This window comes from Pseudomonas sp. TE3910, from assembly GCF_056279025.1.
In genome coordinates this window covers 2218137-2240957 of the sequence record NZ_JBWBQN010000001.1, presented here as the reverse complement: position 1 = coordinate 2240957, position 22821 = coordinate 2218137, and the positions used below count along the sequence as shown (strand labels likewise).

The 22821-nt window shown below is 56.3% G+C and carries 17 protein-coding genes, 2 tRNA genes and 3 rRNA genes; 17 read left to right on the top strand and 5 right to left on the bottom strand.

The genetic code is table 11. From position 1 onward, the window contains the following. Positions 1 to 135 precede the first annotated feature (135 nt). A complete protein-coding gene (locus tag ACZ9H3_RS10080; protein WP_454240043.1) occupies positions 136 to 2319 on the bottom strand; it encodes a hypothetical protein in 2184 nt (727 codons plus the stop codon). A gap of 206 nt (positions 2320 to 2525) precedes the next feature. Between ACZ9H3_RS10080 and ACZ9H3_RS10075 the strand changes: the two genes are divergently transcribed. Continuing rightward, a complete protein-coding gene (locus tag ACZ9H3_RS10075; protein ID WP_476220607.1) occupies positions 2526 to 3413 on the top strand; it encodes an NAD(P)-dependent oxidoreductase in 888 nt (295 codons plus the stop codon). Positions 3414 to 3491: 78 nt separating this feature from the next. Here the strand turns inward: ACZ9H3_RS10075 and rapA are convergent, their stop codons facing one another. After that, complete coding sequence (gene rapA, locus ACZ9H3_RS10070; RefSeq protein ID WP_102053369.1) at positions 3492 to 6338, bottom strand: RNA polymerase-associated protein RapA; 2847 nt, start codon at positions 6336 to 6338, stop codon at positions 3492 to 3494. A gap of 129 nt (positions 6339 to 6467) precedes the next feature. Between rapA and ACZ9H3_RS10065 the strand changes: the two genes are divergently transcribed. The 8 genes from ACZ9H3_RS10065 to ACZ9H3_RS10030 all read left to right on the top strand — a co-directional run bounded on the left by ACZ9H3_RS10065 (position 6468) and on the right by ACZ9H3_RS10030 (position 11907). Beyond that, entirely contained in the window at positions 6468 to 7151 is a 684-nt protein-coding gene (locus tag ACZ9H3_RS10065; protein WP_099776762.1) for a M949_RS01915 family surface polysaccharide biosynthesis protein, read from the top strand. Between the two features lie 123 nt (positions 7152 to 7274). Beyond that, positions 7275 to 7598 (top strand): aspartate-semialdehyde dehydrogenase, encoded by a 324-nt coding sequence (locus tag ACZ9H3_RS10060; protein WP_065760568.1) that lies wholly within the window; start codon positions 7275 to 7277, stop codon positions 7596 to 7598. Positions 7599 to 7676: 78 nt separating this feature from the next. Next, positions 7677 to 7835, top strand: coding sequence for a hypothetical protein (locus tag ACZ9H3_RS10055; RefSeq protein ID WP_099775586.1), 159 nt, complete (start codon positions 7677 to 7679; stop codon positions 7833 to 7835). 136 nt (positions 7836 to 7971) lie between these two features. Continuing rightward, on the top strand, positions 7972 to 8088 hold the full coding sequence (gene ccoM / locus ACZ9H3_RS10050) for a cytochrome c oxidase subunit CcoM (protein ID WP_281182074.1): 117 nt from the start codon (positions 7972 to 7974) through the stop codon (positions 8086 to 8088). A gap of 258 nt (positions 8089 to 8346) precedes the next feature. After that, on the top strand, positions 8347 to 10335 hold the full coding sequence (locus ACZ9H3_RS10045; protein WP_476220602.1) for an FUSC family protein: 1989 nt from the start codon (positions 8347 to 8349) through the stop codon (positions 10333 to 10335). Further along, positions 10322 to 10528, top strand: a complete 207-nt coding sequence (locus ACZ9H3_RS10040; RefSeq protein WP_065760567.1) for a DUF1656 domain-containing protein — start codon at positions 10322 to 10324, stop codon at positions 10526 to 10528. The genes ACZ9H3_RS10045 and ACZ9H3_RS10040 overlap by 14 nt, the downstream gene beginning before the upstream one ends. 11 nt (positions 10529 to 10539) lie before the next feature. Next, entirely contained in the window at positions 10540 to 11397 is an 858-nt protein-coding gene (locus ACZ9H3_RS10035; RefSeq protein WP_102053366.1) for an efflux RND transporter periplasmic adaptor subunit, read from the top strand. 186 nt (positions 11398 to 11583) lie between these two features. Continuing rightward, entirely contained in the window at positions 11584 to 11907 is a 324-nt protein-coding gene (locus ACZ9H3_RS10030; protein ID WP_065760565.1) for a DUF2025 family protein, read from the top strand. Positions 11908 to 11989: 82 nt separating this feature from the next. Here the strand turns inward: ACZ9H3_RS10030 and ACZ9H3_RS10025 are convergent, their stop codons facing one another. Together ACZ9H3_RS10025 and ACZ9H3_RS10020 are read right to left on the bottom strand one after the other, a co-directional pair. Then, on the bottom strand, positions 11990 to 13054 hold the full coding sequence (locus ACZ9H3_RS10025; protein ID WP_099775583.1) for a diguanylate cyclase: 1065 nt from the start codon (positions 13052 to 13054) through the stop codon (positions 11990 to 11992). Positions 13055 to 13206: 152 nt separating this feature from the next. Then, entirely contained in the window at positions 13207 to 13653 is a 447-nt protein-coding gene (locus ACZ9H3_RS10020) for a hypothetical protein (RefSeq protein WP_476220598.1), read from the bottom strand. A 153-nt stretch (positions 13654 to 13806) separates the two neighbouring features. Between ACZ9H3_RS10020 and ACZ9H3_RS10015 the strand changes: the two genes are divergently transcribed. The 8 genes from ACZ9H3_RS10015 (at position 13807) to ACZ9H3_RS09980 (ending at position 21391) form a co-directional block, all read left to right on the top strand. Further along, positions 13807 to 14391: a UPF0149 family protein gene (locus ACZ9H3_RS10015; protein ID WP_330523139.1), complete on the top strand. Its 585-nt coding sequence runs from the start codon at positions 13807 to 13809 to the stop codon at positions 14389 to 14391. Positions 14392 to 15003: 612 nt separating this feature from the next. Then, positions 15004 to 16540, top strand: a 16S ribosomal RNA gene (locus ACZ9H3_RS10010). 65 nt (positions 16541 to 16605) lie between these two features. Next, a tRNA-Ile gene (locus tag ACZ9H3_RS10005) sits at positions 16606 to 16682 on the top strand. Positions 16683 to 16712: 30 nt separating this feature from the next. Further along, positions 16713 to 16788 (top strand) — tRNA-Ala (locus ACZ9H3_RS10000). Positions 16789 to 17031: 243 nt separating this feature from the next. Further along, positions 17032 to 19922 (top strand): 23S ribosomal RNA (locus ACZ9H3_RS09995). Between the two features lie 136 nt (positions 19923 to 20058). Next, a 5S ribosomal RNA gene (gene rrf / locus ACZ9H3_RS09990) occupies positions 20059 to 20174 on the top strand. Together the 16S, 23S and 5S rRNA genes with 2 tRNA genes alongside form the textbook arrangement of a ribosomal RNA operon. 101 nt (positions 20175 to 20275) lie before the next feature. Then, entirely contained in the window at positions 20276 to 20929 is a 654-nt protein-coding gene (locus ACZ9H3_RS09985) for a VOC family protein (RefSeq protein ID WP_476220596.1), read from the top strand. Between the two features lie 60 nt (positions 20930 to 20989). Continuing rightward, entirely contained in the window at positions 20990 to 21391 is a 402-nt protein-coding gene (locus tag ACZ9H3_RS09980) for a GFA family protein (RefSeq protein ID WP_102053911.1), read from the top strand. Positions 21392 to 21506: 115 nt separating this feature from the next. On the opposite strand, the gene ACZ9H3_RS09975 is transcribed toward ACZ9H3_RS09980, so the two are convergent. Further along, the gene (locus ACZ9H3_RS09975) at positions 21507 to 22754 is read right to left on the bottom strand and encodes a ribonucleotide-diphosphate reductase subunit beta (protein ID WP_099775580.1); all 1248 of its coding nucleotides are present in this window, start codon (positions 22752 to 22754) and stop codon (positions 21507 to 21509) included. Positions 22755 to 22821 lie beyond the last annotated feature (67 nt).

The following is a 22821-nucleotide window of genomic DNA, read 5'->3' as shown; positions in this document are numbered from 1 at the left end:
CAGCGACTTCAAGGGGTGTCGGTAACAGTCCGTACCGATTGATAAGAGCCGCTTTGCGGGTGAGGAAGGTCTGCGCAGCCATCGAGGCTGCGCAGATCTTGGCGCCGGCGAAACCGGGCCCTGATCACGGGTATCTCAGTAATCAACCTTGCCTGTATGGGTGTTGAGGGAGATAACCCGTGTCTTGCCAATCCGGTGACGGTAAATTTCTCGCAGGTATTTCACCGCTTTCTTCACGCATTCGCGTGAAAGCCGGATGTCGTTGATCGAGACAAACTTGCTCTTGTCATTGATCAGCTCACGGTACTTCTTCTCATACATCGGCTTGATCGCGTACCAGTTGGTATCGAGGATCTTGGCCGGATTCTCGAACTCGTTGAGCAGCTCATCGATGTGGTTTTCGTCGAAGTGATCGCTGGTGATGAAGTCGAGCATGGCGTTGTCCAGCGTATCGTCGAAACGGTACGGGTTACGCGCAAAGCAACGCTTGATGAAGGCCACGATCAGCGTCAGGAAGTCGTCCGACAGGCACGGGCTCTTGGCGATCAGGGTGGTCAGCGACAGGTTGGCAGAGGCGCCGATGACCAGCGCATAGCGCTTGAGCGTCGTATTGGGGAACAGGCTGTTGAGGTGGGTCTTGAGCCGGTTCAGGTCCATGTAGGAGAGCTTGTAGTCCTTGGGCAGCGAGACGATCGAGACCACCGATGAGCAGTTCTTGAAGAAATGCAGATCATGCAGTGCCGCTGCGTCATAACCTGAGGTCTTGTACTGCTCCAGGGCTGCGCGGTAGCGCTTGGACTCAATCGGCAAGAGGCTGATGCCTTCAATGGCCTGGGTCTGCTTGTTGAAGTGCGGCAAGTCGATGGAGCGGAAAAACAGGTCGTCGATATCCAGGCGAGGCTGCTCTTTCTCGAACACCTTGAACTTGTCCGAGCTCGGGGCCTGCTGTTCCGGTACCACTGATTCGGCGTAGGCAATGGCCACCGGGCCTGCCAGGCTCATGAACAGGTCATTGGCATCCAGGCGGATGGTTTCGCCAATATCGATACCGGCGCGACGGAAGTAGGCCTGATCGTAGTCGGTGGTTACCGCCTGGGCGGTAAGGATGTTGAAGATCTGCTGCGAGATGTACTGGTTAGCGTGCTTTTCCATCGCATTGACATCAATGTTCTGGATAGTGCCGTCATCGCTTTCTTCGGCATAACGCATGATGTCGTTGGAGATCAGCATCATCGCGTTCCAGGGGCGAATACGGCCCATGACACTGGCTTCGCTGCTGTCTTCATTGTCGAAGTTGTAGGAAAAGTCCCATTCTTCCGAGAGATACTTGCACAGCAGGCGTCCGGCGTTGATGTGCAGGGCCTCGGACATCTCGCTACGGTGGTCGGAGATGTTCGGCAGTACGCAGATACCGCTGGTGAAGATCGGCTCAAAGACGAACGAGTGTCCGCTCTTGCCGTCATTCTCGTCAGCCGGTTTGGTGTCGAATGTCTTGTTCATGTAGGAGTACTGCTGGGCCAGGCCGAACTCCGAGGCCATGCCCGAGCCGGTACCACCACCGGCGCTGAAAATGTAGAAGTACAGGCGCGACTGGTTGGCTTTGATGCCACAGGAGTCGATCAGGTACGAATGGATCAGCTTCCAGTCAGTACTGGAGAAGCGCTGGGTTTCCTTGTTCAGGATGATCTTCGCCAGGTACTGACCCAGGATCGGTGCGTTACCGGCGCCCCCGGCATGAACCTCGGACAGGTCCATGATTTTCATTTTGCTGTAATCGCGGATAAAACCGCTGGTCTCGCCTTTGCGCGAGAAACGGATGCGCCCGGCGATGTCTTTGTCCAGGTCGCCCAGCATCACCAGTGGTTCAACCAGAAAGACCGGTTTGCTGCTCTTGTTCTGCACCAGACGCAGGTTGTTGCGGATCCATCGCGCCGGGCTGTAGCTGATGTCGTTGCTGACCCTTTCCTCGTTGTTGAACTCATTGAGGTAGAAGGTGCGTGCGTTGTAGACCAGTTCTGCGACGTCCAAGGCAATGTTCGAGCCGCAACGGCCCAAACCGATCAGACAGACCGATGGGAACTGTTGATCAAGGCGCAGTTGGCTTTCATCTTCCTGATGTGGGCTTGGCGGAAAGACCAGGTCGCGCAGGCCGTCGAGGTTGTCGAGGATGCGCTGGATGTCGGTTTCTGTGTAGTACAGGTACTGCTGTGGGTTCAGCGTGCGAGTGCCGTAGTATTCCCTAGACCCTGTAGCAGTGTACGTGGCAGTAGACGACATCAGTTCGGAAACCACATTGGCAGGAGTGTTCTTGGAAGTCATTGTGTGCCGTGTGCCTTGGGGGGATGGCTGTTCAAAGGGAACATCATAGAGTACTCACGGAACCGGTTGTGCGGGTTTAGTCACGAGCCGTCTGTGTGAGTCCTGGGATTTTCCCTAAAACTCTGTAGGTAAATTTTTCTGTTTACGCCTGCAATCTTGATCGTCCAATTGCGCAACTTCTTTAATCAAACTTTCTGGAGTGTTTCATGAGTGTTGCACGACCTTCGTTGGGGTTTGCTGGTATCGGTCTTATGGGGCTACCCATGTGCAAGCGGCTTTTGGCGGCCGGCTACCCGTTGACGGTGTGGAATCGTTCACCGGAAAAGTGTGCAGACTTGGTTGCCGCGGGGGCTCGCCTGGCCACTACACCTGCCGAATTGTGCCAGTACGCCGATGTCGTGATGCTGTGTTTGGCCGACACTGCGGTGGTCCGTGAGGTTGTGTTTGGTGAAAACGGCGTGGCCAATGGTGCCAGGGCCGGGCAGTTGTTGGTGGATTTTTCCAGTATTGAGCCTGGTGCCACCCGTGAGATGGCTGCCGAGCTGGCGGCGCTCAACGGCATGAGTTGGCTGGATACACCTGTGTCAGGAGGCACACCGGGCGCTGAGGCCGGCACCCTGGCGATCATGGTCGGCGGTGCTGCGCAGGACCTGGCGCGGGTGCAGCAGGTTTTACTGACCCTGGGCCAGCGTGTTACCCATATGGGGCCGGTTGGAGCAGGGCAGGTGACCAAGGCGTGCAATCAGATGATTGTTGCCTGTAATGCGTTGGTGATCGCTGAAGTGGTAGCGCTGGCCGAGCAGTCTGGGGTTGATGCACGCCTCATTGCCGAAGCCCTTGCTGGCGGTTTTGCCGACTCCAAGCCCTTGCAGATTCTCGCGCCGCAAATGGCCGAAAGCCATTTTGAACCGGTCAAGTGGCATGTGCGCACCTTGCTCAAGGACCTTGATACTGCCGTCAAGTTTTCGCGTGAGCAGGGTTCAGCTACGCCCATCAGCGGGCTTGCTGCCCAATTGATGCGTCTGCATGGTAGTCAGGGGTACTTGCAAAAAGATCCGGCAACCCTGGTGCAGCTGTATCGGCGCAAGGACTGATACCAAGGCCGGCGTCTACAGCACACTGTTCATTGTGCTGTAGACGCCGGGTTTGCCAGCAAGACGTTCCGATACCGATCAGCCGGCAACCAGTACCCGGATGGCTTCCAGGCGCAGTGCAGCTTTTTCGAGCATGGCCAGGCCATCTCTACCTTGCTTGCGCAGGGCTTCGATTTCGCTGTCGCGTACGCTCGGGTTGACGGCCTGGAGGGCGGTCAGGCGTGCCAGTTCTTCTTCGGTCTCGGCAGCCAGGCGACGCTGCGCTTCGGCTACGCGTTCGGCATGACGCGGCATGATCTTGGCTTCGCCTGCGTTGATCCGTGGCGCCAGCACATCGCGCTGAGCCTGGATGAACTTGTTTGCGCTGGCCTTGGGCACACTCTCCAGTTGGTCGTTCAGGGTTTCAAACGAGACCCGCGCGGCCAAGTCGTTGCCGTTGGTGTCGAGCAGGCAGCGCAAGGCGGCTGGTGGCAGGTAGCGGCCCAACTGCAAGGCGCGTGGCGCTACCACTTCGCTGACGTACAGCAGTTCAAGCAGCACGGTGCCAGGCTTGAGCGCCTTGTTCTTGATCAAGGCTACAGCGGTGTTACCCATCGAACCGGACAGGACGAGGTCCATGCCACCCTGCACCATAGGGTGTTCCCAGGTGAGGAACTGCATGTCTTCCCGCGACAGCGCCTGATTGCGGTCGTAGGTGATGGTCACACCTTCGTCGTCGCCGAGCGGGAAGCTGGCGTCGAGCATCTTCTCGCTTGGCTTGAGGATCAGGGCGTTTTCCGAATGGTCTTCGCTATCGATGCCAAAGGCGTCGAACAGGGTTTCCATGTAGATCGGCAGGGCGAACTGGTCATCTTGTTCCAGGATCGCCTCGACCAGTGCCTGGCCTTCGCCGGCACCACCGGAGTTGAGCTCCAGCAGGCGGTCGCGACCGCTGTGCAGCTCGGCCTCAAGGCGCTCGCGTTCGGTGCGCGCCTCAGTGACCAGCGCTTCCCATTGCTCGACATCAGTGTCTTCCAGCAGCGGCAGCAGGCGCGGGCCGAACTGATGCTGCAGGGCGTTGCCGGTAGGGCAGGTGGCCAGGAAGGCATTCAGGGCCTGGTGGTACCACTGGAACAGGCGCTCTTGCGGGCTGTCTTGCAGGTACGGCACATGCAGTTCAATGGTGTGCTTCTGGCCGATACGGTCCAGGCGGCCAATACGTTGTTCGAGCAGGTCCGGGTGAGCGGGCAGGTCGAACAGTACCAGGTGGTGAGAGAACTGGAAGTTGCGGCCTTCGCTGCCGATCTCTGAGCAGATCAGTACCTGAGCACCGAATTCTTCGTCGGCGAAGTAGGCGGCGGCACGGTCGCGCTCCAGGATGCTCAGGCCTTCGTGGAAGACCGTAGCTGGAATGCCGGAGCGCACACGCAGGGCGTCCTCCAGGTCCATGGCGGTTTCGGCGTGAGCACAAATCACCAGAACCTTGACCCGCTTGAGCATCTTCAGGGTATCAATCAGCCAGTCAACCCGTGGGTCGAAGTGCCACCAGCGTTCGTCTTCGCCGGTGTCGCCTTGGGCCTGGAATGAGACTTCCGGGTACAACTCGGCATGTTCGCCCGGAGACAGCTCCATATATTGATCGGGGCAGGGCAGCGGATACGGGTGCAGTTGGCGCTCAGGGAAGCCCTGGACTGCGGCACGGGTGTTACGGAACAGAACTCGGCCGGTACCGTGACGGTCGAGCAGCTCGCGAATCAAGCGGGCGCTGGCCTGTGTATCGCCGTCGTTGACCGCCGCCAACAGGGCTTCGCCCTCGGCGCCCAGGAAGTTCTGGATGGTCGCGTGGGCCTTGGGTGACAGGCGGCCTTCATCGAGCAGCTCCTGGACGGCTTCGGCTACCGGGCGATAGTGCTCGCTCTCGGCGCGGAAGGCGGCCAGGTCATGGAAGCGGTTCGGATCAAGCAGACGCAGACGGGCGAAGTGGCTGTCCTGACCGAGTTGCTCAGGGGTTGCTGTCAGCAGCAGAACGCCAGGAATAATCTGGGACAGTTGTTCAACCAGCGCATACTCAGGGCTCACCTGATCTTCGTGCCAGACCAGATGGTGGGCTTCGTCGACTACCAGCAGGTCCCAGCCCGCGGCAAACAGCGCATCCTGGGCTTTTTCGTCTTCGCTCAGCCACTCCAGAGCCACCAGGGCCAGCTGGGTGTCTTCAAATGGGTTGCTGGCATCGCTTTCGATGAAGCGCTCGGCATCGAACAGGGCAACCTGCAGGTTGAAGCGACGACGCATTTCCACCAGCCACTGATGCTGGAGGTTTTCCGGTACCAGGATCAGCACGCGGCTGGCACGGCCCGAGAGCAGTTGGCGATGGATAACCAGGCCGGCTTCGATGGTTTTGCCCAGGCCCACTTCGTCGGCCAGCAGAACCCGTGGCGCAATACGGTCAGCAACTTCGCGGGCAATGTGCAACTGGTGGGCGATGGGTTGGGCGCGCGCACCACCCAGCCCCCACAGTGACGACTGCAACTGACGGCTGGTATGTTCCAGCGTGTTGTAACGTAGCGAGAACCACGGCAGTGGGTCGATTTGCCCTGCGAACAGACGGTCACTGGCCAAGCGGAACTGGATGAAGTTCGACAGCTGGGTTTCCGGCAGGGTGCAGGCCTGATTCTGGCCATCCAGTCCGTGGTAAACCAGCAGACCGTCGACATCATCGACCTCACGCACGGTCATCTTCCAGCCTTCGAAATGGGTGATCTGGTCACCAGGCGAGAAGCGCACCCGTGTCAGTGGCGCATTGCGCAGGGAGTACTGGCGAGTGTCGCCAGTGGCCGGGTAGAGCACGGTCAACAAGCGGCCGTCCTGTGCCAGAACGGTCCCCAGACCTAGCTCGGCTTCGCTGTCGCTGATCCAGCGTTGCCCCGGTTGATACTGCTGCGCCATACTGCCTGACTCCCGCCATGAAAAGCCGACTATCTTAACGGATAGGTCTCTGTAGACCAAAGAGTCTAGCAACTTCGTCGACGAAATCTGCCGATGCTGCATGACCCGCAACAGAAGGACTGTCTTGCCATGTCTGTAAAGCGCTTGTGGTTACTTCGTCCTTTCATCGTGAGCGGCCTGGTACTGCTTTCAGCCTGTGGACAGGGCGGCTTTGAAGTGCTTGCACCATTGCCCGCTGCGCAGATTGATGCGCTGGGTGTCGACGCCCCGTTGAAGACGGTGCATTTTCGCGACAAAGACGGTGAGGGCTTGCTGGTATTGAGCCGTACCGACGGCCAGGCAACCGACGAAGAAACGGCTGAGGATGTCGATAAAGTGGTGTTGATCGCGACACTCTATGGTCGAACGACGGCCGATGAACCGTTCAAGTCGCGCTGGCAGATCGACAACGAAACCACCTGCGCTGGCTTGGACCTTGATGTCGGGTTCTACCCGGATGTCACGGAGGTCAGTGACCTGAACAATGATGGGGTGGCGGAGTTGACGATCGCTAGCCACGCCTTCTGCGGCGGAGGTATCGACCCTCACGCTATCATGGTCGAGTTGCGTGAGGGGCAGGCGTATTACGCCATCGAAGGGCAGTCGCTGGTAAATGTGCCTGGTGACGGTTCATACGGGGGTGAGCGCAAAGACAGCCCGTCGTTGACGAATGCCCCCAAAGTACTGCGTGATCATCTGGAGGCTGTCTGGAGCAAAGTCTACAAGCGCCCCTGGAGCCATATCGACGGTGGTGGCGACAACGCGGCTCAATAGCGGTGCCAGTCGCCCAGGCTATACTGATCGTTCAGGACGCCCATCTCATCAGGCGCGAATGTGCTCGTCTCGGCTCAAGGTAATGGGGTTGCGGCCGACACACTGGCGACAGGAGACCCACCCATGCTGCCGCCTATCATCCCGCTCAGTGCTGCGCCCGTAACCTCGCAACTGGATCCGGTCAAGCCGACGCCGGACATCCCACCCGTGGTGCCAGCCCAACCGAGCTCCGGTGATGGCAGCATTAACCTGAAGCAGCGTGACCCGGAACAGGACACCTACTTAATGCGTGAGCAACAGCGCCGCCAACAGCGTCGCCGCAGAGATCACGACGAGCAGTACGATGCCGTACCGGGCGACGAAGTCAATGCCGACAATACGGTGCCGGTGGCGCCGCTGATGGGTGAGCAGCCACGTCAGGGGCTGCTGGTCGACATCGAAGTCTGAAGAAACACCGCTGTACTGGTCAGCGCGAGCCTTAGCCTTCATTATTGCCACTTCTGCCGTCAGCGTTTCGAGCTAACCATGAGCCAAGACAATCTGATCGACTTCGGTGCCGAGCGTGCCAAGCGCGTTCACGACCTCAACGAGAAGCGCCTGAATGAAGTCCGTCAGGCATTTGAACAGGCCATGCCGTTGGGCAAGGGCAAGAAAAAGCCCAAGGGCAAACCCAAGAAGCGTTGAAAACTTGATGCAGGTCAACCCTGCACCTGCCTCGCCCCCAGCTCTGGTGGGCGCTATTGACCTCGGTCAATTTTCCCTCCCGCCTTATTCGCTAACTTAGGCTCCATCAAACAGGTGCAGGCGAATGGAGGCCGATATGTTCTTCGATAATGTGGTTATCGCTGGCGTTGTGACAGTCGGGCTGATGCTGCTCTTCTTCGCGGGCCTGGGCATTTTCATCTGGAAGGATTCGAGCAAACGCAAATCGCGTTGATTCTTCCGATACAACGAGCACGCAAGGCATTTAGGGCGACTTCGGTCGCCCATTTTTTTTGCCTGAAAAAAACCAGGCGCTCGCGCTAGCACGCTTCTGCAGGCATGGGTATCGCTTGCAAGGTCGGCGGGCAAGTGGGTGATGATGGCGCGGAAACAAACTGCTGGACGAATAATAGTTAGCTAGCTAATAATCTGGCTCTGATTCATTGCCGCTTAACTGTCTATCGTTAGATTACTGTTCATCAAGGTTCGTCTCGTGCCGATCACTCTGCAGGCCCTGTTGGCGCCGAACATGCGCGCTGTGCAATTTGCCCTGAAGACGCTTCTGGGCGGTGGGCTGGCGCTTTGGCTAGCGTTGCGTTGGGGGCTTGAGCAGCCTGCCTGGGCATTGATGACAGCCTTTATCGTTGCCCAGCCGCTATCAGGAATGGTGGTGCAGAAGGGGTTGGCCCGTTTGCTGGGGACCCTGGTTGGCACGGTCATGTCGGTGTTGTTCATCGGCCTTTTTGCGCAGACGCCGTGGTTGTTCCTGTTGGCCTTGGCCTTATGGTTGGCACTGTGTACGGCCTGCTCGACACTGTTGCGCAGTGCTTGGGCTTACGCCTTCGTGCTGGCCGGTTACACCGTGGCCATTATTGCACTGCCGGCGGTTGATCATCCGTTGTTGGTGTTCGATCAGGCCGTGGCACGTTGCACCGAGATTTGCCTGGGCATCTTATGTGCCACCCTGACCAGTGCGCTGCTCTGGCCATTGCGGGTTGAACAGCAACTGGCCGGGCAAGCGCGTCAGGCATGGGTGAATGGCATGCAGGCCGCGAGAGCTTCCCTGATCGGCGAAGAGCAGGACCGTAGAGAACTGCTGGATATTCTTGGGCGCATTGTTGCGGTCGATTCGCAGCGTGAACATGCCTGGTTCGAGGGGCATCTGGGGCGTGAGCGGGGGCGGGCCATTCGCGGCTTGAGCCAGACGTTGCTAGTTCTGCTGCGTATAGCGCGTTCGGTGCGACGCCAGTGGCGACAGCTGGATGAGCGCGAGGCAGCACAGGTGGCACCTTGGTTCAGCAAGGTTTACGAGGCCCTGGCAGCGCCGGATCTGGCTAGCCTGTTGCTGCTGCGCCAACGTGTTTGGGAGGCTGCCAGTGATCAGGCGCGCAGCTCTGCAGAACACTACTGTCTGGCCCGGTTGACGCTGTTGCTGGATAAGATCATGAACGCCACCGTCGCGCTACATGCGGTTGAGGAGGGTAAGGCGCCGGCCGACCTGCCTGACAGCCTGGCAGTGCACCGCGATCTACCGTTGGCATTGTTGTTCGGTTCGCGCAGTGCGCTGGCGTTCCTGGCGATGGCCAGTTTTTGGCTGGCCACTGGCTGGCTATCAGCGCCGGGTGGCTTGGTGCTGACCTGCGTGGTCTGCAGCCTGTTCGCCAGCCGCGAAAATGGTGCGCAGATCGGTCTGAGCTTCTTGCGGGGAATGCTGCTCGCTATTCCGACAGCGTTTTTCGTGGGGCAAATCCTGCTGCCACAGTGGAGTGGTTTCCCCATGTTGTGCATGGCGATGGGGGTGCCGTTGTTTTTCGGCGCGCTAGGTATGGCCAATCCGAAAATCGGCGCTACGGCCACCTCGTACAGCCTGCATTTCATCGTCCTGGTCGCGCCACTCAACGCCATGCATTTTGATGTGGCGGTGTTCCTCAACAGTGCCCAGGCGATGATGGTCGGTGTCGGCGCTGCAGTGTTGGCGTTCAAACTGCTGGTGTTACGTGATCCCGCCTGGCATGGCCGCCGTCTGCGGGCTGCGACGCAGAGCGACCTGGTGCGCTTGACCCGGCGTGATCTACGGGATGCGGAAACCTGGTTTGGCGGGCGTATGGCAGATCGTCTGCTACAGATGGCGCGACACTACGCCGCGTTGCCGGTGCAAGCACGTGAGCGCTGGGACGATGGCCTGCATGGGCTGGATATCGGTGATGAGTTGCTGCACTTGCGCATGTGTCTCGAGGTTGCCCAAATGCCTTCGCTTCAGGCTCAGCGTGCGTATCTACAGCAGCTTGAGCAGGTGCTGGCGCTGGGGCCAGGGGCTGGTCGTGAGGGACTATTGGATGAAGCCAGTGCGACTTTTATCGCGGTGTTGCAGCGACAACCGTCAAGTGACCCTCTGCGCCTGGCGATAGGTGCTGTACTGCAACTGCAAAAGAGCTGGGGCAAATGGTGCCTTCGGCAGGAGGAACTGCATGGGTTTGCGTGAGTGGGCAGTGGGCGGCGTGCTGCTCAGCCCGTTTTTGGTGTACGTGCTGTTGGCCTTGCTGCTGACGGGTGTGCTGCGTCTGCTGCTAAGGCTGACCCCTTTGGGCAGTTGGGCATGGCATGAGGCGCTGTTCGATTGTGCGTTGTTTGTTTGTATCCTGACCCTGATCACGCGTGTGCTCGGGCCTCTGTAAGGAGTTTGACCATGCGTGCTTATGTCCGTGTTGCCGTGACCTTGTGTCTGGTCGTTGTCGCGGTGTTTGCCGGGCTTGAATTGTGGCGTTACTACATGCTCACACCCTGGACCCGTGACGCAAAGATTCGTGCCGATGTAGTCATCATCGCCCCGGACGTTTCCGGGTGGGTGCGAGAACTCAAGGCCCATGACAACCAGGCGGTCAAGGCGGGTGATCTGCTGATGTCGATTGATCGGGACCGCTTCGAGGCGGCACTTGAAAAGGCCAATGCGGTCGCCGAAACCCGCCAGCATCAACTGCGCTTGCGCGAGCAGGAAGCTTCACGTCGTGCGGCGCTGGGGCCGCAAGCGATCAGTGCCGAGTTGCGCGAAAATGCCCAGATCATTGCTGCTGTTGCTCGTGGTGAACTGCGTGAAGCCCGGGCGGAGGTAAAGGCTGCCGCGTTGAACCTGGCGCGTAGCGACGTTCGGGCGCCCCGCAGCGGGCACATCACCAACCTGCGGCTGGCTGAAGGTAACTACGTCAACGCCGGCCAACCGGTAATGGCACTGGTGGATGATTCGACCTTCTATGTCCAGGCCTACTTCGAAGAAACCAAACTGCCGCGCATCAAGGTCGGAGCGCCGGTGAAAGTCTGGCTGATGAGCGCTGGTGAGCCAATGCAAGGCCATGTCGAGAGCATCAGTCGCGGCATTACTGACCGCAACGCTACCCCCGACAGCCAGTTACTGGCCGAAGTCGAGCCTACCTTCAACTGGGTGCGTCTGGCCCAGCGCATTCCGGTGCGGATCAAGCTCGATCAGGCTCCCAAGGACGTCATCCTGAGTGCCGGCATGACTGCCAGCGTTCAGGTTCAGGAGAACTGAAGTTTCAGTGCTATGGGGCAGTGGAGGGTGACACGCCCTTACCCGGAATACAGAGCATCAAAAACCTTTTCCGACGCAGGCTTATTTCCATTAGGCTAAGTCGCATCAATTCCCCAGCAGAGGGAACCTCGGTGTTTTTTCCGTTGCCAGGCGTGCCATTCCTTTTCTGTATCAGTGAGGTTGGACATGCACATCACGTCCCAGGACATTTGCGCCGCAGCCGATCAGCTCAAGGGCTTCGTCGGTTTCAATCGTAAGCTCGATAAGCACATCGTGCGATTCAGCGAGGACTCATTTGGCATGGACGTGGCTGAAGACAGCATCACGCCCAGCAGTGAGTTCGTCTGGAGGCGCAGCAGCGATGAGGTCATGACACTGGGGCGTGATCTCATCGAGGTGTTGTTGGCGCAGAACATCGACGAGCGGCTAAACATCAGTGAGCCTCTACGGGTCTATCTGCGGCGTAACGATCTTCCAGAGATCTCGGCGCGGCGCCGCATAGTGGCTTGAGTGTTCTGCCAAGGACAATGAACGCGTCTATAACCGCCAGCGATCAGGTCAATACGCACGGGGAGATGCCGCGGGCCTCAGGCTAGGCTAACGCTGGCGTATGTCGTGCAGCGGCGAAGCTGACTTGATTGCGGCCGTTGTTCTTGGCGCTGTAAAGCGCTTTGTCGGCTTCATCGAGCCAGCTCACTGGGTCGTCGAATGTTTCGTGGCAAAGGGCCAGGCCAATGCTCAGGGTGATGCGCAGATCGGGTAGCTGCTCGTTGCGGTAGGCACTGATTTTTTCGCGCAGGCGTTCCATGATCTGAACGGCTTGCTCTATGTCGATGTTTGGCAGGATCACGCAGAACTCATCGCCCCCATAGCGCCCGGCCAGGTCGTCTTCACGCAGGTTTTTCTTTATCTCGGTGCCCAACTGGCGCAATACACAGTCACCGACGACATGACCGTACGTGTCATTGATACGCTTGAAGTGATCAATGTCGATAATGGCAATAACTGCTTGCCGACAGTCCTGCTGGCATCTCTGAAACTTGAGCTGTAGGGCGTCTTTCCACGAACCATGGTTGAGCAGGCCGGTCAGGCTGTCGGTGCGGCTCAAGGTACTCAAGGCACGCTTGTGTTCGGCTAGCTTGATTGCCAACTGGTAGCAGACGCCTCCCACTGCCAGCGGGTAAAGGGTGAGCATCGGCAGGCAGGCATAGATCTGCAGTGAGGTGCTGTGCAACTGAAGGCCGGGGCCGAACAGGGCAATAGACACGGCCATGCCCGTACCTTGAGCCAGCAGCCCTGACAGGCACAGACGCTTGCCGCCAGCGGCCACATTGTTCATCGTCATCATCGAAAGGATGGTTACGCTGGGCAGCGGGTTGAATTGCATGGTTGCGGCCCAGAATCCACCCATCAACGAGTCGACCAACAGGTTTCGGCGTTCAGCGTCGTAGGGTGTTCTGGATCTCAATGCGATTCGATAAGCAATGTGCGGCCAAGCCAGGCCGTTGATAAACAGCAGCACCCAGACCCATGGCGCAACGGAAACACTGCCCAGTGCTGCCCAGACACTGAACAGGCCGATCCCCAGGCCGATGATGCGTGGCAGATAGATTCGCCTGACAAATGATGTCCCTTTCCCGTGTTGGTGTTCCGTCATAGTCGTCGATCTTTTTTGGGGCGCCGTTTATTGCATAATTTGCATGAATATTGTTGAGTATTCGGTTGCGATTGCGGAGTGGCTTTACAGGCCATTTCACGGTTGCTACGGGTAGCAACACAAAGTAATGGCCTTTTGATGCGGAGGGCGTGCTATTCGCTGCTCTCACTGGCATCGGCCTGAGCCCAATTGGCACGCCACAACTGGTTCAATGCCTGGTCGACGGGAGCGGTAAACACGCCCGCATTACCTGCAATGTAGCCGGCTTTCCAGAACGCGTAGCCTTGGGTGAAGTCTGGTACGGGTCCTTTACCTTTAAGTGACGTAACGCTGGCCTCAATGGCCGACCTGGCGAAGGGCATGTGTGGCATTGCGCTGTAGCTACCCTGAGCCCGGGCGTTCGGCATTTGGAACCCATCGACGCGAACATGCAACACATCGCCCATGTCGGGGTAGTGCTCGACCTTGAGAATGGTCAGGGTTGAGGCTTGTTCGTTGGGCCGGGTTTTATAAGACCAGATTTGGCCGGGTTGAAAGTCTTGAGCCAGAACACTGCTGGAAAGCAGCATGGCGGCGAGAGCGACGTGCGGGTAGCGCATGACAAATCCTTTTGAGCATGAAAAACAGAAGTAAATCGCAATGCTTATCGGCACGAAGTTGATTGACTGTAATCGGCGTCGACACTGATGGCTCCGACGCACGTGTTGCATTGCTATAGTGTGTTTCAAACCTCGACGCTCCGGGATGACGCTATGTATGCCGCCTATCTGCAGCCTTTGAATGACCGTGAACTGGGTAGGCTGGATGACCTCCTGCTCAAGTACGGCAACGACGATGCAATACAGACCCTGTCCGAGCTGGATGGCCTGTTCGTTGCGCTGGCTAGCTCGCCAAGTGCATTGATGCCAAGCCAATGGCTGCCTGAAATCAGTGGTGGGCGAAAGGTGAAGTTCAAAAAGGAGGCCGAGGGAGAGGCTTACTACGCGCTGTTGCTGCGACATATGAACAGTATCGAGCAAAGCCTGCAGGATGCTACCGACCGGTTTGAACCGCCTTTCCTGGGCTGCAGCGAGGGAATAGGTGTCGCAGACATGATTGAAGACTGGTGTTTCGGTTACATGCGCGGGGTTCAGCTTGCGCAATGGCCAGAGCTACCGGTAGAGCAGGCAGCCCACCTGGCCGCTATTGAACTGCACGGCCTGGAAGAAAACCTCTCCAAAGTAGAAGCGCTTACTAAAGAAGAGCATTCCGCGTCGATCGAACCCATTGTTGTCGCCGCTCGCGCCTTGAATGGCTATTTTCTGGCGCAGCGCGCTCCAGAAGACGGCGCCTCGTAGCCGATCTGATTAACCCCTTCAGCGGGGGCGGCTTTGTGGTCACGGCTGTTGCCGGAGAGGAAAGGTCGGGCTTTCCAGATAGCTATATAAGTAGCGATTCTTCTTTTTGCGGCGTTTCCAGTATTAGTGCTTGACGCCCCGTTTCATCTCTCTATAATGCGCACCTCTTCCGGCGCAGTCGAAACGGAAAACTCCTTGGTAATCAATGAGTTAGATGTTTAACGAGGGTGCTGGAAGTGCTTCGGTCGAATAGATCGGTAGCGGTGAAAAAGGTGGTTGACAGCGAGTTGAAATGCTGTAGAATTCGCCTCCCGCTAACGAGAGATCGAAGCGAGTCAAGTGGTTGAAGTTGAACGGAAAATTCTGAAAAACTTCAAAATAAACGCTTGACAGAGACAGGGGAAAGCGTAGAATGCGCGCCTCGGTTGAGACGAAAAGCTCTTAACCAACCGCTCTTTAACAATCGAATCAAGCAATTCGTGTGGGTGCTTGTGAAATCAGACTGATAGTCAAAAAGATTATCAGCATCACAAGTGACTACACGAGAAATCGAAATAGTCATTTGAGATTGCTGAGCCAAGTTTAGGGTTTTCTCAAAACCCAAGCAGTATTGAACTGAAGAGTTTGATCATGGCTCAGATTGAACGCTGGCGGCAGGCCTAACACATGCAAGTCGAGCGGATGACGGGAGCTTGCTCCTTGATTCAGCGGCGGACGGGTGAGTAATACCTAGGAATCTGCCTGATAGTGGGGGACAACGTTTCGAAAGGAACGCTAATACCGCATACGTCCTACGGGAGAAAGCAGGGGACCTTCGGGCCTTGCGCTATCAGATGAGCCTAGGTCGGATTAGCTAGTTGGTGAGGTAATGGCTCACCAAGGCGACGATCCGTAACTGGTCTGAGAGGATGATCAGTCACACTGGAACTGAGACACGGTCCAGACTCCTACGGGAGGCAGCAGTGGGGAATATTGGACAATGGGCGAAAGCCTGATCCAGCCATGCCGCGTGTGTGAAGAAGGTCTTCGGATTGTAAAGCACTTTAAGTTGGGAGGAAGGGCAGTAAGCTAATACCTTGCTGTTTTGACGTTACCGACAGAATAAGCACCGGCTAACTCTGTGCCAGCAGCCGCGGTAATACAGAGGGTGCAAGCGTTAATCGGAATTACTGGGCGTAAAGCGCGCGTAGGTGGTTCGTTAAGTTGGATGTGAAATCCCCGGGCTCAACCTGGGAACTGCATCCAAAACTGGCGAGCTAGAGTAGGGCAGAGGGTGGTGGAATTTCCTGTGTAGCGGTGAAATGCGTAGATATAGGAAGGAACACCAGTGGCGAAGGCGACCACCTGGGCTCATACTGACACTGAGGTGCGAAAGCGTGGGGAGCAAACAGGATTAGATACCCTGGTAGTCCACGCCGTAAACGATGTCAACTAGCCGTTGGAATCCTTGAGATTTTAGTGGCGCAGCTAACGCATTAAGTTGACCGCCTGGGGAGTACGGCCGCAAGGTTAAAACTCAAATGAATTGACGGGGGCCCGCACAAGCGGTGGAGCATGTGGTTTAATTCGAAGCAACGCGAAGAACCTTACCAGGCCTTGACATCCAATGAACTTTCCAGAGATGGATTGGTGCCTTCGGGAACATTGAGACAGGTGCTGCATGGCTGTCGTCAGCTCGTGTCGTGAGATGTTGGGTTAAGTCCCGTAACGAGCGCAACCCTTGTCCTTAGTTACCAGCACGTTATGGTGGGCACTCTAAGGAGACTGCCGGTGACAAACCGGAGGAAGGTGGGGATGACGTCAAGTCATCATGGCCCTTACGGCCTGGGCTACACACGTGCTACAATGGTCGGTACAGAGGGTTGCCAAGCCGCGAGGTGGAGCTAATCTCACAAAACCGATCGTAGTCCGGATCGCAGTCTGCAACTCGACTGCGTGAAGTCGGAATCGCTAGTAATCGCGAATCAGAATGTCGCGGTGAATACGTTCCCGGGCCTTGTACACACCGCCCGTCACACCATGGGAGTGGGTTGCACCAGAAGTAGCTAGTCTAACCTTCGGGAGGACGGTTACCACGGTGTGATTCATGACTGGGGTGAAGTCGTAACAAGGTAGCCGTAGGGGAACCTGCGGCTGGATCACCTCCTTAATCGACGACATCAGCTGCTTCATAAGCTCCCACACGAATTGCTTGATTCATTGAAGAAGACGATTGGGTCTGTAGCTCAGTTGGTTAGAGCGCACCCCTGATAAGGGTGAGGTCGGCAGTTCGAATCTGCCCAGACCCACCAATTACTTGTGGTGAAAGCCTGTAGCAATACGGGGCCATAGCTCAGCTGGGAGAGCGCCTGCCTTGCACGCAGGAGGTCAGCGGTTCGATCCCGCTTGGCTCCACCATCTCCACTTGCTTACCACGTCAAAGCTTAGAAATGAATATTCGCGTCGAATATTGATTTCTGAACTTTTTCAGAATCGTTCTTTAAAAATTTGGGTATGTGATAGAAATAGACTGAATAGCACTTTCACTGGTGTTTATTCAGGCTAAGGTAAAATTTGTGAGTGTCTCTTAAGTCTTAAGAGTATTGCGAATTTTCGGCGAATGTCGTCTTCACAGTATAACCAGATTGCTTGGGGTTATATGGTCAAGTGAAGAAGCGCATACGGTGGATGCCTTGGCAGTCAGAGGCGATGAAAGACGTGGTAGCCTGCGATAAGCTTCGGGGAGTCGGCAAACAGACTTTGATCCGGAGATCTCTGAATGGGGGAACCCACCTAGGATAACCTAGGTATCTTGTACTGAATACATAGGTGCAAGAGGCGAACCAGGGGAACTGAAACATCTAAGTACCCTGAGGAAAAGAAATCAACCGAGATTCCCTTAGTAGTGGCGAGCGAACGGGGACTAGCCCTTAAGTTGATTTGAGATTAGCGGAACGCTCTGGAAAGTGCGGCCATAGTGGGTGATAGCCCTGTACGCGAAAATCTCTTATCAATGAAATCGAGTAGGACGGAGCACGAGAAACTTTGTCTGAATATGGGGGGACCATCCTCCAAGGCTAAATACTACTGACTGACCGATAGTGAACTAGTACCGTGAGGGAAAGGCGAAAAGAACCCCGGAGAGGGGAGTGAAATAGATCCTGAAACCGTATGCGTACAAGCAGTGGGAGCCTACTTTGTTAGGTGACTGCGTACCTTTTGTATAATGGGTCAGCGACTTATATTCAGTGGCGAGCTTAACCGAATAGGGGAGGCGTAGCGAAAGCGAGTCTTAATAGGGCGTTTAGTCGCTGGGTATAGACCCGAAACCGGGCGATCTATCCATGGGCAGGTTGAAGGTTAGGTAACACTGACTGGAGGACCGAACCGACTACCGTTGAAAAGTTAGCGGATGACCTGTGGATCGGAGTGAAAGGCTAATCAAGCTCGGAGATAGCTGGTTCTCCTCGAAAGCTATTTAGGTAGCGCCTCATGTATCACTGTAGGGGGTAGAGCACTGTTTCGGCTAGGGGGTCATCCCGACTTACCAAACCGATGCAAACTCCGAATACCTACAAGTGCCGAGCATGGGAGACACACGGCGGGTGCTAACGTCCGTCGTGAAAAGGGAAACAACCCAGACCGTCAGCTAAGGTCCCAAAGTCATGGTTAAGTGGGAAACGATGTGGGAAGGCTTAGACAGCTAGGAGGTTGGCTTAGAAGCAGCCACCCTTTAAAGAAAGCGTAATAGCTCACTAGTCGAGTCGGCCTGCGCGGAAGATGTAACGGGGCTCAAACCATGCACCGAAGCTACGGGTGTCACTTAGGTGACGCGGTAGAGGAGCGTTCTGTAAGCCTGTGAAGGTGAGTTGAGAAGCTTGCTGGAGGTATCAGAAGTGCGAATGCTGACATGAGTAACGACAATGGGAGTGAAAAACTCCCACGCCGAAAGACCAAGGTTTCCTGCGCAACGTTAATCGACGCAGGGTTAGTCGGTCCCTAAGGCGAGGCTGAAAAGCGTAGTCGATGGAAAACAGGTTAATATTCCTGTACTTCTGGTTATTGCGATGGAGGGACGGAGAAGGCTAGGCCAGCTTGGCGTTGGTTGTCCAAGTTTAAGGTGGTAGGCTGAGATCTTAGGTAAATCCGGGATCTTAAGGCCGAGAGCTGATGACGAGTGCTCTTTAGAGCGCGAAGTGGTTGATGCCATGCTTCCAAGAAAAGCTTCTAAGCTTCAGATAACCAGGAACCGTACCCCAAACCGACACAGGTGGTTGGGTAGAGAATACCAAGGCGCTTGAGAGAACTCGGGTGAAGGAACTAGGCAAAATGGCACCGTAACTTCGGGAGAAGGTGCGCCGGTGAGGGTGAAGGACTTGCTCCGTAAGCCCATGCCGGTCGAAGATACCAGGCCGCTGCGACTGTTTATTAAAAACACAGCACTCTGCAAACACGAAAGTGGACGTATAGGGTGTGACGCCTGCCCGGTGCCGGAAGGTTAATTGATGGGGTTAGCTAACGCGAAGCTCTTGATCGAAGCCCCGGTAAACGGCGGCCGTAACTATAACGGTCCTAAGGTAGCGAAATTCCTTGTCGGGTAAGTTCCGACCTGCACGAATGGCGTAACGATGGCGGCGCTGTCTCCACCCGAGACTCAGTGAAATTGAAATCGCTGTGAAGATGCAGTGTATCCGCGGCTAGACGGAAAGACCCCGTGAACCTTTACTATAGCTTTGCACTGGACTTTGAATTTGCTTGTGTAGGATAGGTGGGAGGCTTTGAAGCGTGGACGCCAGTTCGCGTGGAGCCATCCTTGAAATACCACCCTGGCAACTTTGAGGTTCTAACTCAGGTCCGTCATCCGGATCGAGGACAGTGTATGGTGGGTAGTTTGACTGGGGCGGTCTCCTCCTAAAGAGTAACGGAGGAGTACGAAGGTGCGCTCAGACCGGTCGGAAATCGGTCGTAGAGTATAAAGGCAAAAGCGCGCTTGACTGCGAGACAGACACGTCGAGCAGGTACGAAAGTAGGTCTTAGTGATCCGGTGGTTCTGTATGGAAGGGCCATCGCTCAACGGATAAAAGGTACTCCGGGGATAACAGGCTGATACCGCCCAAGAGTTCATATCGACGGCGGTGTTTGGCACCTCGATGTCGGCTCATCACATCCTGGGGCTGAAGCCGGTCCCAAGGGTATGGCTGTTCGCCATTTAAAGTGGTACGCGAGCTGGGTTTAGAACGTCGTGAGACAGTTCGGTCCCTATCTGCCGTGGACGTTTGAGATTTGAGAGGGGCTGCTCCTAGTACGAGAGGACCGGAGTGGACGAACCTCTGGTGTTCCGGTTGTCACGCCAGTGGCATTGCCGGGTAGCTATGTTCGGAAGAGATAACCGCTGAAAGCATCTAAGCGGGAAACTTGCCTCAAGATGAGATCTCACTGGAGCCTTGAGCTCCCTGAAGGGCCGTCGAAGACTACGACGTTGATAGGTTGGGTGTGTAAGTGCTGTGAGGCATTGAGCTAACCAATACTAATTGCCCGTGAGGCTTGACCATATAACACCCAAGCAATTTGCGTCGAAAGGCCAGATTGCGGTGTTGTGAAGACGAAACGAACCGAAAGTTTGCGACTCACAACTATCACATACCCGATTTGCTGGAGCGTCGAAAGACGGTCTGGTACACAGAATTTCTTGACGACCATAGAGCATTGGAACCACCTGATCCCATCCCGAACTCAGCAGTGAAACGATGCATCGCCGATGGTAGTGTGGGGTTTCCCCATGTGAGAGTAGGTCATCGTCAAGATTAAATTCCGAAACCCCTATCTGCACATGCAGGTAGGGGTTTTGTCTTTGTGGCGTTTTTGATAGCTGGCCGTAGCCAAGTTGCCCTAAAAGGAATTAGACATGGAAGTTGATCACCTTTTTATCTGCGTAACCAATCCCACCCAAAGCGCCGCCTTGAGCGCCCTGGGTCTTGTCGAAGGCACACCGAACGTTCACCCTGGGCAAGGGACCGCGAACCGCAGGTTCTTCTTCCAAAACACATTCATTGAGTTGTTGTACCTCACGGATGCCCAGGAAGCGCAAAGCCCATTAACGGCCCCCACGCAGCTCTTCGAGCGCCTCAGCGCAACAGATAGCCAGGTATCACCCTTTGGCGTGTGCTTCAGGCCTACTACCGCAAACGAGGCGCTGCCTTTTCCCGCCTGGGAGTATCGCCCTGCTTACTTGCCAGCCAGCCTTAAAGTGGACGTAGGTCGCGCACCTGTCTCAGAGCCCATGTGGTTCTTTCTGTCTTTTGCCAAACGCCCAGACCAGATGCCGCCCGAGCGAGCTCAGCCTATTGAGCATGCCAATGGCTTTCGCCAAATCACCGCAGTACGGGTCACAACAGCCAGCGGCGAAGCATTCTCCGCAACGGCCTCTTGTGCAAATCAGCTGAGCGAATTTGAGATCATCCAGGGTAACGAGCACCTGATGGAGTTGGAGATCGACCACGGTGTTCAAGGGCAGACACGCGACTTGCGGCCTGGCTTGCCGCTGGTGATGAACTGGTAGTAAGCGTAGGCGTGCAGCCTTGCTGGCTAAAGTACTGTTTCTTCAAGAAGGGCTATTGCATTGACGCGTATTTTCTCGGGAAGCTGCCTGTGCGGCGCGGTGGCGTATCGAGTGTCGTCTCGCCCCAAAGCGGTATCTCACTGCCATTGCAGCCAGTGTCGAAAAGGGCATGGTGCTGCATTTGCCAGCTATGGCAGCGTGCCTCGCGCCGACCTGCACATCACCAAGGGTAGCGAGAGCCTCAAGGGCTACCAGTCCTCTGCAAGCGTTGTGCGGCAGTTCTGTTGCCACTGTGGCTCGTCGTTGTTTTGGTCGACAAGTGAAGGTGAATTTTCTGGATGGGTCTCAATAGCCCTGGGCTGCCTGGATACCTCTTTCACGCCTGGCCATCAAAAGCACCTGCATGTCGGAACCAAGGCCGCCTGGTATGAGATTCAAGATCACGGCCCGGAATCGGATTGACCGCTGCAGGTAAGCCTGCTGCAAAGCGTGTGTCTCTATCTCCTGCAATACAACAGTATTTCCAGGCACAAAAAAGGCCGCCTTTCGGCAGCCTTCTTGTGAACTCAAGCCAGCATCAATCCCAGCTCAAAGCCCCACCGGTCTGATACTCAATAACCCGGGTCTCAAAGAAGTTTTTCTCTTTCTTCAAGTCCATGATTTCACTCATCCAAGGGAACGGGTTGGTGGTACCCGGGTACTCTTCCTTCAGGCCGATCTGCGACAGGCGGCGGTTGGCGATGAACTTCAGGTAGTCTTCCATCATCGCTGCGTTCATGCCCAGTACACCGCGCGGCATGGTGTCACGGGCGTATTCGATTTCCAGCTGGGTGCCCTGCAGAATCATCTGCGTGGCTTCTTCCTTCATTTCGGCATCCCACAGGTGCGGGTTTTCGATCTTGATCTGGTTGATCACGTCGATACCGAAGTTCAGGTGCATGGATTCATCACGCAGGATGTACTGGAACTGCTCGGCAACACCGGTCATCTTGTTGCGGCGGCCCATGGACAGGATCTGGGTGAAGCCGCAGTAGAAGAAGATGCCTTCGAGTACGCAGTAGTAGGCGATCAGGTTGCGCAGCAGTTCCTTGTCGGTCTCGACGGTGCCGGTATCGAATTCCGGGTCGGAGATCGAGCGGGTGTAGCGCAGGCCCCAGGCGGCCTTTTTCGCGACCGATGGGATCTCGTGGTACATGTTGAAGATTTCACCTTCATCCATGCCCAGCGATTCGATGCAGTACTGGTAGGCGTGTGTGTGGATCGCTTCTTCGAAGGCCTGGCGCAGGATGTACTGGCGGCACTCCGGGTTGGTGATCAGGCGATACACGGCCAGTGCCAGGTTGTTGGCAACCAGGGAGTCGGCGGTAGAGAAGAAGCCCAGGTTGCGCATGACGATGCGGCGCTCGTCGTCGGTCAGGCCTTCCGGGTTTTTCCAGAGGGCGATGTCCGCGGTCATGTTGACCTCTTGCGGCATCCAGTGGTTGGCGCAGCCGTCCAGGTACTTCTGCCAGGCCCAGTCGTATTTGAATGGAACCAGTTGGTTGAGGTCGGCGCGGCAGTTGATCATGCGCTTCTCATCAACGGCTACACGGGCTGCAGAGCCTTCCAGCTCGGCCAGGCCTTCGGCGATGTCGAGTTCATCCAGTGCCGCTTTGGCACGGATTACGGCAGCAGAGTCAGCTGCGGTGACGGCACGGGCCTCAAGGGCGGCGGCACCGCCAGCGCTGTCGAGTTTGTCGATACCGTTTTCAATCGATTGGGTAGCACCAGCGTTTTTAGCGGCGACTTCGCCGTCGTCTTTGTCGAATTCGTCCCAGCTCAGCATGGTGGGTCTCCTGCGTGAGGGCCATGTTCAGTATGGCCTGATGGATCTTGGGTTGCGTAGCTCGCGT

Excerpts from the sequence above, each read along its gene's own strand:
- ACZ9H3_RS10015 (WP_330523139.1), top strand. The coding sequence starts at position 13,807 with ATGTATGCCGCCTATCTGCAGCCTTTGAATGACCGTGAACTGGGTAGG.
- ACZ9H3_RS10035 (WP_102053366.1), top strand. The coding sequence starts at position 10,540 with ATGCGTGCTTATGTCCGTGTTGCCGTGACCTTGTGTCTGGTCGTTGTC.
- ACZ9H3_RS09985 (WP_476220596.1), top strand. The coding sequence starts at position 20,276 with ATGGAAGTTGATCACCTTTTTATCTGCGTAACCAATCCCACCCAAAGC.
- ACZ9H3_RS09975 (WP_099775580.1), bottom strand. The coding sequence starts at position 22,754 with ATGCTGAGCTGGGACGAATTCGACAAAGACGACGGCGAAGTCGCCGCT.
- ACZ9H3_RS10065 (WP_099776762.1), top strand. The coding sequence starts at position 6,468 with ATGTCTGTAAAGCGCTTGTGGTTACTTCGTCCTTTCATCGTGAGCGGC.
- ACZ9H3_RS10060 (WP_065760568.1), top strand. The coding sequence starts at position 7,275 with ATGCTGCCGCCTATCATCCCGCTCAGTGCTGCGCCCGTAACCTCGCAA.
- ACZ9H3_RS10025 (WP_099775583.1), bottom strand. The coding sequence starts at position 13,054 with ATGACGGAACACCAACACGGGAAAGGGACATCATTTGTCAGGCGAATC.
- rapA (WP_102053369.1), bottom strand. The coding sequence starts at position 6,338 with ATGGCGCAGCAGTATCAACCGGGGCAACGCTGGATCAGCGACAGCGAA.
- ACZ9H3_RS10020 (WP_476220598.1), bottom strand. The coding sequence starts at position 13,653 with ATGCGCTACCCGCACGTCGCTCTCGCCGCCATGCTGCTTTCCAGCAGT.
- ACZ9H3_RS10055 (WP_099775586.1), top strand. The coding sequence starts at position 7,677 with ATGAGCCAAGACAATCTGATCGACTTCGGTGCCGAGCGTGCCAAGCGC.
- ACZ9H3_RS10075 (WP_476220607.1), top strand. The coding sequence starts at position 2,526 with ATGAGTGTTGCACGACCTTCGTTGGGGTTTGCTGGTATCGGTCTTATG.
- ACZ9H3_RS10080 (WP_454240043.1), bottom strand. The coding sequence starts at position 2,319 with ATGACTTCCAAGAACACTCCTGCCAATGTGGTTTCCGAACTGATGTCG.
- ccoM (WP_281182074.1), top strand. The coding sequence starts at position 7,972 with ATGTTCTTCGATAATGTGGTTATCGCTGGCGTTGTGACAGTCGGGCTG.
- ACZ9H3_RS10040 (WP_065760567.1), top strand. The coding sequence starts at position 10,322 with ATGGGTTTGCGTGAGTGGGCAGTGGGCGGCGTGCTGCTCAGCCCGTTT.
- ACZ9H3_RS10030 (WP_065760565.1), top strand. The coding sequence starts at position 11,584 with ATGCACATCACGTCCCAGGACATTTGCGCCGCAGCCGATCAGCTCAAG.